Source organism: Streptomyces recifensis, assembly GCF_002154615.1.
In the GTDB taxonomy this organism is placed as follows: Bacteria; Actinomycetota; Actinomycetes; order Streptomycetales; family Streptomycetaceae; genus Streptomyces; species Streptomyces griseoluteus.
In genome coordinates this window covers 1-12,654 of sequence record NZ_MUNH01000222.1, presented here as the reverse complement: position 1 = coordinate 12,654, position 12,654 = coordinate 1, and the positions used below count along the sequence as shown (strand labels likewise).

Annotated in this window: 15 protein-coding genes; 10 read left to right on the top strand and 5 right to left on the bottom strand. The window is 71.4% G+C overall.

Features of this window, described 5'->3' with window-relative positions:
- A partial coding sequence (locus tag CCN33_RS32950) for an aromatic amino acid lyase (protein WP_244173789.1) occupies window positions 1–191 on the bottom strand: 191 nt, incomplete at its 3' end.
- Between CCN33_RS32950 and CCN33_RS13455 the strand changes: the two genes are divergently transcribed.
- The gene (locus CCN33_RS13455; RefSeq protein ID WP_244173788.1) at window positions 126–1,229 is read left to right on the top strand and encodes an aromatic amino acid ammonia-lyase; all 1,104 of its coding nucleotides are present in this window, start codon (window positions 126–128) and stop codon (window positions 1,227–1,229) included. The genes CCN33_RS32950 and CCN33_RS13455 overlap by 66 nt on opposite strands.
- A gap of 107 nt (window positions 1,230–1,336) precedes the next feature.
- Window positions 1,337–1,981, top strand: coding sequence for a dihydrofolate reductase family protein (locus CCN33_RS13450; protein ID WP_086693869.1), 645 nt, complete (start codon window positions 1,337–1,339; stop codon window positions 1,979–1,981).
- A gap of 121 nt (window positions 1,982–2,102) precedes the next feature.
- Here CCN33_RS13450 and CCN33_RS13445 read toward each other — a convergent pair whose 3' ends face one another.
- Window positions 2,103–2,333 carry a hypervirulence associated TUDOR domain-containing protein gene (locus tag CCN33_RS13445; protein WP_086693867.1) on the bottom strand — a complete coding sequence of 77 codons (231 nt, stop codon included), beginning with the start codon at window positions 2,331–2,333 and terminating at the stop codon, window positions 2,103–2,105.
- Window positions 2,334–2,469: 136 nt separating this feature from the next.
- On the opposite strand from CCN33_RS13445, the gene CCN33_RS13440 reads away from it, so the two are divergent.
- Window positions 2,470–2,898 carry a CBS domain-containing protein gene (locus tag CCN33_RS13440; protein WP_086693866.1) on the top strand — a complete coding sequence of 143 codons (429 nt, stop codon included), beginning with the start codon at window positions 2,470–2,472 and terminating at the stop codon, window positions 2,896–2,898.
- A 111-nt stretch (window positions 2,899–3,009) separates the two neighbouring features.
- Window positions 3,010–3,393 carry an SRPBCC family protein gene (locus tag CCN33_RS13435; protein WP_086693865.1) on the top strand — a complete coding sequence of 128 codons (384 nt, stop codon included), beginning with the start codon at window positions 3,010–3,012 and terminating at the stop codon, window positions 3,391–3,393.
- A 1-nt stretch (window position 3,394) separates the two neighbouring features.
- Here CCN33_RS13435 and CCN33_RS13430 read toward each other — a convergent pair whose 3' ends face one another.
- Window positions 3,395–4,759, bottom strand: coding sequence for a DEAD/DEAH box helicase (locus CCN33_RS13430; RefSeq protein ID WP_086693864.1), 1,365 nt, complete (start codon window positions 4,757–4,759; stop codon window positions 3,395–3,397).
- Window positions 4,760–5,020: 261 nt separating this feature from the next.
- Between CCN33_RS13430 and CCN33_RS13425 the strand changes: the two genes are divergently transcribed.
- The gene (locus CCN33_RS13425) at window positions 5,021–7,090 is read left to right on the top strand and encodes a SpoIIE family protein phosphatase (RefSeq protein ID WP_086693863.1); all 2,070 of its coding nucleotides are present in this window, start codon (window positions 5,021–5,023) and stop codon (window positions 7,088–7,090) included.
- A gap of 53 nt (window positions 7,091–7,143) precedes the next feature.
- On the opposite strand, the gene CCN33_RS13420 is transcribed toward CCN33_RS13425, so the two are convergent.
- Window positions 7,144–7,629, bottom strand: a complete 486-nt coding sequence (locus tag CCN33_RS13420; RefSeq protein ID WP_086693862.1) for a phospholipase — start codon at window positions 7,627–7,629, stop codon at window positions 7,144–7,146.
- A gap of 574 nt (window positions 7,630–8,203) precedes the next feature.
- Here CCN33_RS13420 and CCN33_RS13415 point away from each other — a divergent pair.
- The 3 genes from CCN33_RS13415 (at window position 8,204) to CCN33_RS13405 (ending at window position 11,476) form a co-directional block, all read left to right on the top strand.
- Complete coding sequence (locus CCN33_RS13415) at window positions 8,204–10,318, top strand: hypothetical protein (protein ID WP_086693861.1); 2,115 nt, start codon at window positions 8,204–8,206, stop codon at window positions 10,316–10,318.
- A gap of 25 nt (window positions 10,319–10,343) precedes the next feature.
- Window positions 10,344–10,847 (top strand): hypothetical protein, encoded by a 504-nt coding sequence (locus CCN33_RS13410; RefSeq protein WP_086693860.1) that lies wholly within the window; start codon window positions 10,344–10,346, stop codon window positions 10,845–10,847.
- A gap of 179 nt (window positions 10,848–11,026) precedes the next feature.
- Window positions 11,027–11,476 (top strand): RpiB/LacA/LacB family sugar-phosphate isomerase, encoded by a 450-nt coding sequence (locus CCN33_RS13405; protein ID WP_086693859.1) that lies wholly within the window; start codon window positions 11,027–11,029, stop codon window positions 11,474–11,476.
- 27 nt (window positions 11,477–11,503) lie between these two features.
- On the opposite strand, the gene CCN33_RS13400 is transcribed toward CCN33_RS13405, so the two are convergent.
- Window positions 11,504–11,869: a DUF6479 family protein gene (locus CCN33_RS13400; RefSeq protein ID WP_208621745.1), complete on the bottom strand. Its 366-nt coding sequence runs from the start codon at window positions 11,867–11,869 to the stop codon at window positions 11,504–11,506.
- A 142-nt stretch (window positions 11,870–12,011) separates the two neighbouring features.
- Between CCN33_RS13400 and CCN33_RS13395 the strand changes: the two genes are divergently transcribed.
- Together CCN33_RS13395 and CCN33_RS13390 are read left to right on the top strand one after the other, a co-directional pair.
- A complete protein-coding gene (locus CCN33_RS13395; RefSeq protein ID WP_086693857.1) occupies window positions 12,012–12,407 on the top strand; it encodes a four-helix bundle copper-binding protein in 396 nt (131 codons plus the stop codon).
- Window positions 12,408–12,446: 39 nt separating this feature from the next.
- On the top strand, window positions 12,447–12,654 hold a 208-nt coding region (locus CCN33_RS13390; protein WP_244173787.1), incomplete at its 3' end, for an oxygenase MpaB family protein.

Here is a 12,654-nt window from a genome sequence, read left to right as displayed (position 1 = left end):
TCGAGCGCCCGGAGCAGCCGGGGGTGCACCCCGCTGCCGGCGGCGGCGAGCTGGTTGAGACGTACGGCCATGACCGCGCGCACCGCGTCGTCGGGCAGCGGCGCGCCGGTACCGCCGGCAGCGGGGTGCACCCCCGGCTGCTCCGGGCGCTCGAACAGGCCCTGCGCGTAGGCGCGTTGCCCCTCGTGCACACCCGTGGCGCGATCGGCACCGGCGACCTCACCGCGCTGGCCGAGATCGCGCTGACCCTCGCCGGTGAGCTGCCCTGGGAGTCCGGCGGGATCGACCCCGTCGCGATCAGCCCCGGCGACGCGCTCGCCTTCATCTCCAGCAACGCCGCTACCCTCGCCGAGGCCGTACTCGCCTGGCACGACCTGTCCCGGCTGCTCGCCGCGAGCCATGTGGTGACCGCGCTGACCTTCTGCGCGCTGGGCGGCTCGGCGGAGGCGTACGACGAGCGCGTGCACGCCTCGCGGCCGCATCCCGGCGCCGTACGGTGTGCCGCCGAGCTGCGCCGGCTGCTCACCTCGGGCGACGACCTGCCACCCGGCCGGCGCCTCCAGGACCCGTTCGGCCTGCGGGCCTTCCCCCAGGTGCAGGGTCCCGCGCTGGAAGCCGCCGCGCGTGTGGAACAGGTGCTGGAGGTGGACATCAACGCGGCGGCGGAGAACCCGCTCATCGACACCGAGACTCAACAGGCCTTTCATCACGGCCAGTTCTCCACCGCTCCGGTCGCGCTCGCCTTCGACTACCTGCGCGCCGCGCTCCATCACACGGCGGAGCTGTCCGCCGCCCGCCTCAGCGATCTCGTCGAACCCGATCTCAGCGGCCTGCCGCCCTTCCTCGCCAAGGGCCCTGCCGGCAGCTCCGGCGTCATGATCCTCGAGTACGTCGCCCACGACGCCCTCGGCACCCTCCGGCACGCCGCCTCCCCGGTCACCCTCGGCACCGCCGTCATCTCCCGCGGGCTGGAGGACCACGCCAGCTTCTCCACCCACGCGGTCCGCAGCACGGTCGCGGCCACGGCGGCCTACCGCACGGTCCTGGCCTGCGAACTCCTCGGCGCGGTACGCGCGTTGCGCATGTCCGGCACGGAACTCCCCGACACCCCCCTCCGTCACGCCTTCGCCCTTGCCTCGGCGGGCCTGCCGCATGTGGCCGAGGACCACCCGTTGAGCACGGAGATCCAGCAGGCGGAACGGCTGCTGGACCGGCTGGCGGTTCTGTGACTGCCGTTCTGCTCAACCCGGCCCGTCGAGCACAGGCATGCGATCCGCGATGAGTTTCACTGGTCCCGCCAGTCTCACCACCGTTGTCGACCGTCGAGGAGGAGCTCGTGGGGCAGCTGTTGCGGGTGCAGAACTTCAATGTTTCCAGTGATGGGTTCGGAGCCGGAGAGGACCAGACGCTGGAGAGGCCGTTCGGGCATGTCGATCCCGGGAGGCTGTTCGCATGGGCCGGGGCCACGGCGAGTTGGCCGATGCGGACCGAGCCGGGTGGGAGCCGGGGGCTGGACGACTACCTCACGCGGGACTACGCGCGGAACATCGGCGCGGAGATCATGGGCCGGAACAAGTTCGGGCCGCAGCGGGGACCTTGGAAGGATCTGGAGTGGGAGGGCTGGTGGGGTGACGAACCGCCCTTCCACACACCGGTGTTCGTGCTGACGCACCACAAGCGGCCCTCGATCACCCTGTCCGACACCACGTTCCACTTCGTCGAGGAGGAACCGGCGGAGGTGCTCGCGCAGGCCAAGGGGGCGGCGCACGGGAAGGACGTACGACTCGGGGGAGGGGCCACCACCATCCGGGAGTTCCTCGACGCGGACCTGGTCGACACCCTCCATGTGGTCGTCTCGCCGGTGAAGTTCGGGTCGGGCGTACGGCTCTGGGACTCCCCGGACGACCTGCTGGACCGGTTCCACCGGGACGTGGTCCCCAGCCCGAGCGGGGTGACGCACCACCTGTTCTGGCGCAAGTGAGGCGCGCTCGGGGCAGCTTCCGTACGGGGCTGCCCCGAGCGGGGTGCCGTCCTTGCTCCTGGTCCACCCCGCTCGCGTCACCTGGCGTGCCCCGGCGGAAGCGGGCGCCGGCGTCAGGCCGTTACGACTTCCCCTTCTTCTTCAGCGCCGAAGGCTTGTGCACCGCGGTCCGCCCGGACTTGTCGCTGCGTACCTCGTACTGGGGGTCGTCGGGGGAGGCGTCGACCGTGCGGCCGCCGGCCTCGGTACGGTCGGTGATCTTCCTTTCGACCTTGCCGGTGGTCTCGGTGCCGTGGGTGCTCCAGGCCACCTTGTCGCCCTTGGCGGGGCGGTCCTTGTCGGAGGCGTTCATGGGGGCTCCTGGGTGAGGGGGCGTCCTTCCAGCCTGGCGGGGCGCCGGCCCGTTCGCACCTGGGCGCGGGGTTGCGGGCGCGTCGCGGGGTACACGGTGGGGCGTAGGACCGTGGCCGATCAAGGAGGAAGTGGCGATGGACAGCGTGCGCGAGATCATGACGGGAAATCCCACGACGGTGGACGGCCGGGAGTCCGTCACGTCCGTGGCGCGGACGATGCGTGACGACGGGGTCGACGTCGTGCTCGTGGTGGAGGGCGGCGCGCTGCGGGGACTCGTCAGCGATCACGATCTCGTCGTGCACGCGCTGGCTGAGGCGGCCGACGCGGAGAAGCTGACCGTGGCCGAGGTGGTGCGCGGGGGACTCGTCACCGTCGACATCGACGACGGTCTCGACAACGTCGCCCGGCTGATGGAGGAGAACGCGGTCCGGCAGGTCGCCGTCATCGAGAGCGGTTCCCCGGTCGGTGTCGTCCACGCGAGCGACCCCCGTCTCCAGGGCCGCTCGGGCCGTATCGACTCTCCCACCCCTGAACACGCCCGCAAGTCACGCGGCGACAGCTAGCCGATTCCTGGCGGCGAGCGGCAGGGCAGGCGCCCCGGCCGCGTCCCCGCTCGCCGCGCGTCCCTCCGCCCGCCCCCGTACATTGGGCCGGACACCGCTGGGAGGACTGTCATGCGGCACACCGTCACGGTCGCGGGCCCCGCTGCGCCCGATGTGGTCTGGGAGCGGTACGCGCGGTACGAGGAGTGGGCGCGGTGGGCGCCGCACCTGCGCGCGGTCCGGACGGAGGGGGACGTCATCCGCCCGGGTGCCCGGGGTGAGGTCGAGGTCGCGGGATTCCTGCGCGGGCGGTTCGAGGTCACCGAGGTCGACGAGCCGAAGGGCGCCTGGGCCTGGAAGGTCAACTTCCTGGGCATTCCCGTACTGGTGGGACACACGATGGAGCCCCGGGGCACGGGCACCCGGGTCGCCGTCCACCTGATGGCACCCGCACCGGTTCCGCTGGTCTACGCGCCCATGGTCGACTGGGCCCTGCACCGGCTGACCCGCGTCTGACTCACCGCCCGCGCCGCACCTGGGCCGCCCGCCTGGCCTCCGCCAGCTTGCGCGCCTCGCTCGTCTTGCGGGACGGCCGCCCCCCGGACGTGTCCTTGCTGGAGCCCATGCCGCGGAACGGCGCGTTGGTGTTCTTGGGGCGGGAGGACGGGCCGCCGTCGAGCGGGGTGCCGGAGGGCCTGCGGGCCCCGGTGATGCGGGTGAGCGCGGCCTCGCCGGAGCGCACCTTGGTGACCGTCGGCTCGATACCGGCCTCCGACGTCACCTTGCTCAGTTCGCGCCGCTGGCCCGACAGCACCAGGGTGACCACGCTGCCCGAGCCGCCGCCGCGCGCGGTGCGGCCGGCGCGGTGCAGGTAGTCCTTGGCGTCGGCCGGCGGGTCGACGTTGACCACGAGGTCGAGGTCGTCGATGTGGAGGCCGCGCGCCGCGACGTTGGTCGCCACCAGCGCGGTGATCTGCCCGTCCTTGAACTGCGCGAGGGTACGGGTGCGCTGCGGCTGGGACTTGCCGCTGTGCAGGGCCGCCGCGTGCACCCCGCTGGCCCGCAGGTGCCGGGTGAGCTGGTCGACGCCGTGCTTGGTGTCCAGGAACAGCAGCACCCGGCCGTCGCGCGCGGCGATCTCCGTGGTCACGGCGTACCGGTCAGGCCCGTGCACGACCAGGACGTGGTGGTCCATCGTCGTGACCGCGCCCGCCGAGGGGTCGACCGAGTGCGAGGCCGGGTCCTGGAGGTGGTCGCGGACCAGGCCGTCGACATCGCCGTCCAGGGTCGCGGAGAACAGCATGCGCTGACCGTCGGGCCGTACCTGCTCCAGCGCCTCGGTGACCTGAGGCAGGAAGCCCATGTCGCACATCTGGTCGGCCTCGTCGAGGACCGTGATCCGGACCCGTCCCAGACGGCACGCCTTGCGCTCGATGAGGTCGTGCAGCCGGCCGGGGGTGGCGACGACGACCTCGGCGCCGTCGCGCAGCGCGGCGATCTGGCGGCCGATGGACATGCCGCCGACCACCGCGGCCATCCGCAGCCCCAGCGCGTCGGCGTACGGGGTGAGCGCTTCGCACACCTGCTGGGCCAGCTCACGGGTGGGTACCAGGATCAGGGCCAGCGGCTGCTTGGATTCGGCCCGGCGGCCCGCCGTACGCGCGAGCAGCGGGAGGCCGAAGGCGAGGGTCTTGCCGGAGCCGGTGCGGGCGCGTCCCAGGACGTCGCGGCCGGCGAGGGCGTCGGGGATCGTGGCCGCCTGGATCGGGAAGGGCTCGCGCACGTCCAGTTCGGCGAGCTTGCGCTGCACCGCGGGCGGCAGGTCCAGGTCGACGAAGGAGGTGACCGACGGCTGCGACTCGGCGGGATCCGGGTGGTTCATGACAAGCCTTCCGCAAGAGGGGGCGTACCGAGGAAGGCCCGGTAGGACGAGGTACGGCGACCGGCGGGCGGGGTCACCGACCGTCACTACCGTGCAAAAGTTTCACGCTAACACACGGCGCGAACCAGGGTCGGGTCGGTCTGATACCCCGATCCGCTCGGGCAGGAGCGGATCAGGGGCGCACGGCATAGTGGTATGAGCTGATGCAAAAGACGCGTTCCGTGTACTCGTACCGGGGCGGTCGACGGGAAGGCGACAGGTATGGCTGCCAAGGACTCGTGGGAGCACGGGCCCGGACAGGCCGAGGACCGGGCGGTCAGGGTGTCCGGCGGCCTGCTCGACCTGCTGCACGCCTCCGCCTTGGTCACGGACGCCGGGGGCCGCATCGTCCTGTGGAGCCCCGAGGCCGAGCAGCTGTTCGGGTACGACGCGACCGAGGCGCTCGGCAGGTCGATGGCCGAGCTGGTGGCGTTTCCCGAGGACGCGCAGCGCATCCGCGAGCTGTTCCGGCAGGCCCAGGTCGGCACCAGCTTCGCGGGGGTGTTCCTCGCCCGGTGCAAGGACGGTTCGACCCGTTCGGTGGAATACCGCAAGGGCCGTCTGCACGACCCCGCGGGGAACGTGCTCGGGCTGACGCTCGCCGCCGACGTGGACACCGTGCGCCGGATGGAGAGCGACCTCGCCCTGTCCGAGCTGCTGATCAACCAGTCGCCGGTCGGCCTCGCCGTCTTCGACACCGAGCTGCGCTGGATTCGTATCAACGACGCCTTGAGCACCGCCAACGGGGTGACCGAGGAGGACGTGGTCGGGCGGCGGCTGGAGGAGACGCTGCCGGGCGTGGACACGCAGGCCATCGAGGCCGCGATGCGGCGCGTGCTGCGCACCGGCGAACCGATACTCGACCACCGCACCATCGGCCGCGTCCCGGCCGACCCGGACCACGACCACGCCTGGTCGGAGTCGTACTACCGGATCGAGGACCGGCGCGGGAAGGTGCTGGGCGTCGCGGTGTCCGTCGTGGACGTCACCGCCCGCCACCTCGCCGCGGCCGAGATCGCGGCCGCGCACCGGCACCTGGCGACCCTCTCCGAGGCCAGCGCCGACATCGGCAGCACGCTGGACCTGCGGCAGACGGCGGGCGAGCTGGCGGCGGCCGTCGTGCCCCGGTTCGCGGACCTGGCCACGGTCGACCTGCTGGAGTCCGTCGCCACCGGGCGGCGCACCGCGCCGGGCGACCAGGCCCGGTTCGTCGCCGTCGCCGTCGCCCCCGCCGACCCGGACGACGACATGGGCGGCGCCGCGCTGTGGGAGGACCTCGACACCGAGGAACCGGCCCCGCTGATGCGGCGCAGCGTCCGGGAGGGCACCCCGGCGATGATCCCCCGCGTGGACTCGGCCGCGCTGCGCCGCATCTCGGGCGACGAACAGGCCGTCGCGGCGCTCCGCAAGGCCGGCGTGCGCAGCTACCTGGTGGCGCCCCTGGTCGCGCGGGGCACCGTGCTCGGCGTGCTCAGCCTGTACCGCACGGGCACCGCCCGCCCCTTCGACAGCCGTGACCTGCAGATGGTGTGCGAGATCGTCGGGCGGGCAGCCATCAGTGTCGACAACGCCCTGCTGTACGGCCGCGAGCGGGACACCGCGCTCACCCTCCAGCGCAGCCTGCTCCCGCAGACCCCGCCCGACCAGCCGGAGGGGCTGGAGATCGCGGTCGGCTACCGCCCCGCGGGCAGCGGCACCGAGGTCGGCGGCGACTGGTACGACGTGCTGCCGCTCAGCGACGGCAAGGTGGGCCTGGTGGTCGGCGACGTGATGGGCAGCGGTGTCCGGGCCGCCGCCATCATGGGCCAACTGCGCACGACCACCCGGGCGTTGGCCCGCCTCGACCTGCCCCCCGCCGAACTGCTCGGCCACCTGGACGAGACTGCCGCCACCCTCAGCGAGTCCTTCGCCACGTGCGTCTACGCGGTCTGCGACCCCAGGCGCGGCACCTGCACCTTCTCCAGCGCGGGCCACCTCCCGCCGGTTCTCGTCCACCCGGACCACGAGGCCACGCTCCTCGCCGTCCCCACCGCGGCCCCCCTGGGTGTCGGTGGAGTGCCCTTCGGCACGCTGGAGGTCAAACTCCCCGAGGGCTCGCTGCTCGCCCTCTACACCGACGGCCTGGTGGAGACCCGGTACGACGCCATCGACGTCGGGCTCCACGCCCTCCGCCGCACGCTGGAGAACGCGACGGGCTCCCTCCAGCAGACCTGCGACAGCCTCCTCGACACGGTCGACCGCACGTCGGCGGACGACGTCGCCCTGCTGCTGGCGCGGTTCGGCGAGGCGTAGTTCCGCACCCGGAAGCCGGGCACGCCAACCGATGGCGGGCCCGGCCTGGTTGGTCAGGAGCGCGCGGTGTCCGCGGCCTTCAGACCGAAGATGTCGACGGCGTGGTAGTAGGTCCAGGCCGTGGAGTCGCAGGACGTCTTGGTGGCACCGGAGTAGTTGTTGCAGACCCGCTTGAGGTCCTCGTAGAAGGCGGAGTCGATACGGGACTTGTTCGCGGAGAAGGTGCCGGCGGCCTTGTAGTTGCGGTAGCCGAAGTCGTGGCGGGCGCACGCGGTCTGGAAGGGGAAACCGAACGGGTTGTCGGGGGAGGAGCTGCAGTAGTCCGTCGACCAGTCGAAGCCGTAGGCGGCCCAGGCGCCCTGGTTGCCCCGCGCGGAGACCCAGGCGTTGTAGCTGGCGGCGCTGGTCTGGGTCCAGGAGCTGAGCACCTGCGGCTTGTCGGCGGGCGCCGCCGAGGCGTCACTGGCGAGTACCAACACCGCGGGGAGTGCCAGAGCGGCACCGGCGGCGGCGAGGGAGACGGCGTGGGGACGGCGCATGGAAGACCTCCGAGTGTGGGGCCCAGCAAGCCTCGCGGGGTTCGCGAAGGCGGGGTCAGCTTGGACCACCACCCGGCGACCTGAACAGTCCATGTCAAAAAATTCCTCGCGCGAATTCAACAGCCTGTCAGCTCGAACCGGGCCCGACTCGGCCGATCCGGCATGGCGGTTGACGCAGTGCCCGACAGCGTTCCGCTGCTCAAAGCTTGGCAAAATTCACTGGTCGCAAGCTCAGCCCAAGCTCAACCGAGGCTCAACTCACCCTCAGGTGAACGTTCGTCAACAGTGGGCGAATGCAATCGGGCGCGATCATATGCGGCAAAACATACTGAAGACTGGAATGACCGGCTCCGATTTCTGCGTTGGCGCTCCGAGTCGATCATGGTTGTATGCACCCCGGCGTGAAGATCCTTATTCACGCCGCTACGGGAGTGAAATGACCAATCACATACACGTCAGGGCATCCAGAGGCGTCGTCGTCGGCGCTCTGGCCTGTGCTCTGGCCACGGGATTCATCGCGGTGCCGGAGGTTGTCGCGCCGCGAGCCGCATCCGCCGGGGAATGCGCGTCGAACGTGTCGACGTACGTCCTGGAGAAGAAGCCGGCTGCCGCCGTGAAGCCGGGCTCGTCCTTCACGTTGCGGAAGTACCTCGACTGGGACCCGCAGGGCGGTGACGTCAACGGGCCGCTGTTCGACACGGAGAAGACCGCGTCGGTGGCGAGCACCAGTTCGCTGTTCACGGGTGGCCACGGGATCATCTACCAGGTCACCGCCGACGGCGCGCTGAAGACCTACCGGGACGACACCGCGTCCGGCGGCAAGCTGCTGACGCCGGTGCGCACGTACGACGTCAACTGGACCGCGCGGCACAGCGCCTGGTCCGACGGCTCGGGGCTCATTTTCGTCAACCACGACGGCGGCAAGCTCGAGATCTTCAAGCAGGGCTCGCCCGCGACGGGTGACGGCACGCTCACGCTGCTCACCATCGTCCCGAGCGGGAACCCACAGGTGGAGGCGTTCAAGTCCGCCGATTCCGTCTGGGCCTACGGGGGCAAGGTGTTTACCCTGTCCCAGGGGGAGATCCGCTCCTGGGCGTACAGCGAGGCGGCCGGCAACGTGACCGTCGCCGCCACGTCGACCCTGGTGGCGACCGGGCTGGCCGGTGCCGCACAGGCCTGGAGTCCGGGGCCCGGCACGGTCTACACCGCCAGCGCACCCGCCGATACGACCACCGGCGTGGTGCGTTCCTACACGGGGTCGCCCCTGGCCCCGGCCAACGACTCGGTCTTCGACGGGCTCTACGGCCCGGTCATGACCGACGTCGCGAGCTGCCTCGCACCCGTGGCCGAGGAGAAGCCGCACCTGGGGGCGCTGCCCGCGGAGGACCCGGACGTGCCGGAGATCGGGCCGGAGCGCGCGCCCGATCCCGCGGCGGCGGGGCCGAAGACCGTCTCGGGCCGGTTCACGCTCCCCAACGGCCGGCCCGCCGTGGGCTTCCCCGTGTCGGTCAAGCTCTCGACCGACACCAGCGACAGCACGGGCCCGGTCACGGAGCCGACCGTGGGCGCGGTGACGACCGCGGCCGACGGCACCTGGTCCCTGACGCTGCCGGACACCCTGCCGGCCGCCGCGCAGCAGGCCGCGGACGACAACGGCGGCGCCCTCAACCTCAGCGCGACCGTGGAGGGCGCCACCACCTCGGGCGTGCCCGTGGTCGGCGTCGACAACGTCGTGGCGGCGCCCGCCTCCCCGGCGACCGGACAGCCCACCACGTTCGCCGCCCAGGCGGTCGCGGGTGAGCAGCAGCACAGCACCGCGATGACCCCGGCCTCCGCGCCCGACGCCCCGGACCCGGTGGAGCCGACCACCTCGCAGCTGACCAGCACCTACGCGGCGCAGCGCGAGGCCGACGCCTCCTCGGACGACGAGGCGGTGCCGCCGGCCTGGCAGAGCGACCGGTCGTCGCTGAGCGCGTCGTTCAACCCGAACGTCGTGAACGGCCAGGACATCAGCGGCCAGCTGGTCAAGCCGTTCAACCCGGACTGCGAGACCGTCAAGTACAAGCTGTCCTCGAAGATCGCGTACACGACGGTCGGCGAGGCCCACGCGTACTGGGACACCAAGGCGACCTTCGACTACGACGCGAAGCTGTCCAGCACGATCGACACCGGTTACAGCGGTGGCGGGACGAACTGGACGCTGAGCGGCTCGCGTTCGGTCGGCGGCTCCATCGGCCACGCCACGGGGTACTCGAACAAGGGTCCCTACTTCGCCAAGCAGTGGAAGGTGCCGATCCGGTACACCAAGTACAAGAAGGTGCACTACTGCAACGGCGTGCAGCGCAGCAAGTGGTACACGATCGAGGCCGGCCGGTACGACATTCCCGGCGGTGGCTCGACGGGCAAGTACGGCAAGGACGTGCGCTCCAAGGACGGCACGAAGTTCTACGACGTGCCCAAGAGCCGCACGGCCGTCGTGCCCAAGGGGTCGTACTTCCAGCTCTCCGGCGGGCGGAGCATCAAGTGGACCGGGGCGGCGACCGTCTACGGCCTGACGATCGGTGCCTCCACCTCCTACGACCGGGACCACAAGCAGCGCATCACCGCCGGCAACGGCCGCTACAAGCACTACATTTGGGGTCTGCATGACAAGCCTGCGGGCAACCCCGGCATCTTCCTGTCGGACTAGGGCCGCCCTGCTTCTGCTGGCCGCCGTGCTGACCCTCTCGGGGTGTGCGGACACGGCGGCCGACGGGCCGGAGGCGGGACACGCCCTCAGCGGCGGCAACCGGTCCAACGGCACCGTGGGGAGCGACCACGTCAAGGTGGGCGAGGAGTGGTGGGTCGCGTTTCCCAACGTCTCCAACACCACCGACCGGCCGGTGACGCTGACCGGGGTAAAGCTGCTCCGGGTTCCCTCCGGGGCGAAGCTCTTGGGGTACAAGGCGGTCAGCAGCGTGGAGTCTGAGGGTGAGGTCCTCATGGCCCGCCAGGGCGACCGGGACATGCCCGACATCGCCGGGTTGAAGGACTACTCGCGCGCCCCGATCACCCTCAAGGGCGGCGGTTACGGGGACATCTACTACCTGGCGCACCTCAAGGTCACCGGCCCCATCGAGGGGGACTTTGACGGCTGCCGCTTCGCCTACGAGCAGGACGGTGTCTCCTACACCCAGACCCTGGCCTGCGACACCGCTCTCAGGGTGGAGAAGGGCTGAGGCGGCTCGGTGGGCTGAGCCGTACGAGGCCCCTTCCGCACGCGCGCGGGAGGGGCCTCGTACTCGTGCTGCGCCTGGTGCCCGGTACACCGTCCAGCTCGACGGAGTCCGTCTCCGGATCGGGGCCGGGTGTGGGTAGCGTGGACGCCTGGACAGGCGAAACGGAAAAGAGGTGACCCGTGCGGATCTCCGTCTCCTCCGACATGGACGAACCGGTGGCCCGTCTGCTCGTGGCCGAACTGCGCGAGCGGGGTCACGAGGTGCGCGCGCACGGCGCGCTGCGGGCCGGGGCCGACCCTCAGTGGGCGGTGTGCTCCGAGGCCGCCGCGCGGGAGGTCGCCGAGGGCGCGGCCGAGCAGGCGGTCGTGTGCTGCTGGACCGGCACCGGCGCCTCGATCGCCGCGAACAAGGTGCCGGGGGTGCGCGCGGCGCTCTGCGCCGACGCCGCCACGGCGGAAGGCGCGCGCCGCTGGAACGACGCCAATGTCCTCGCCCTCAGTCTGCGGCTCACCTCGGAGCCGCTGCTGAAGGAGATCCTCGACGCCTGGTTCGCGGCCGCGCCCAGCCAGGACGAGGAGGACCGCCGCAACGTGGCCCACGTCGAAGCACTCGACGCGCGGCCACGCTGAGGCGGTCCCCGCAGGAAGGGTTCCGAGTCAGTGGGCGCCCAGACCGCCCCCGCCGAAGGAGCCGCTGGACCCCTTGCTCCAGCGCGGCCGGTCCTTGTTCTCACTGGTCCTGGTGTGCATGTTGTGGAGTTCGTACGGGGTGAGCGCGCGCCCGCCCTTGGGGGTGTGCGGGATCTCGTCGGGTTCCCGGTTCTCCTGTATCTCCCGAGTCACGCCCTCCGGGGGAAGGTGTGGCTGTTCCTCGGCGCTGGGGCGGGGGGGCTCCCTGTCCTTGATCCGGCTGTTGATCCAGAAGCCGCCCCCGAGCAGCGCCAGCACGCCGACGGCCACGACGAAAAGCACCAGGCTGATGAGCCCGCTCGGTGCCGCCAACTGTGTCATTGCGGTGTCCATAGCAGTGGAGTACCCCGTACAAAGGGTGCGAATCCGACACTTTGCGTGGTCATGCGTAGCAACCGGTGTGCCATCGAACTTTGCCGCCCACCAGGCCGTCGCCCACGCGTTTACGCCGGCTCACCACGGCTACCCGCCCCCTGTGACACCTCCGCCCCACCCTTCACGAGAGCAGCTCTACCAGTTCCTGGAGGACAGGTTCGCCTGTGCCCAGGCCTGCTCCGACTGTGCGCGGGCCTGCGCGGTGCGCGCCAGCCTCGTCGGCTCGTACGGTACCGCCGGACAGGAGCGCGCCCGGCGCCTCGGGATCATGTGCGCCGAGGTGTGCGACACCACCTGCCGCGCGCTCTCCGAGGAGGGCCGCGCGGACGGCGAGGGCACCGAGGACGAGATCAAACTCCAGCTCGAATGGTGCCGATCGCTCTGTGCGGAGGCGGCCGAGGCGTTCGACGGCCAGCCCGGCGCCGAGAACGCCGCCAACGCCTGCCGCACCTGCGCCCAGGCGTGCACGGACTTCATGGCGGCCCTCGCCGCCTGACCCTGTCCGGGCCCCGAAAGTACGGCGTAGCCTGCGGGCATGGACGAGGTGGGCGCACGCGATCCGGGCCTGTTCACCCCGGCCTCGGTGACCTGGCAGCTCCACGGCGACCCGATGATGTGGATCGCCGGCATCCGCGCGCTCTACCTCCAGGCCCTGCATCCGCGCGCGGTGCGCGGTGTCCTGCCCCAGGCGTCACGACGGAAGTCGGAGTTCTGCAGGACACCGCGCACCGCGCGCGGATGCA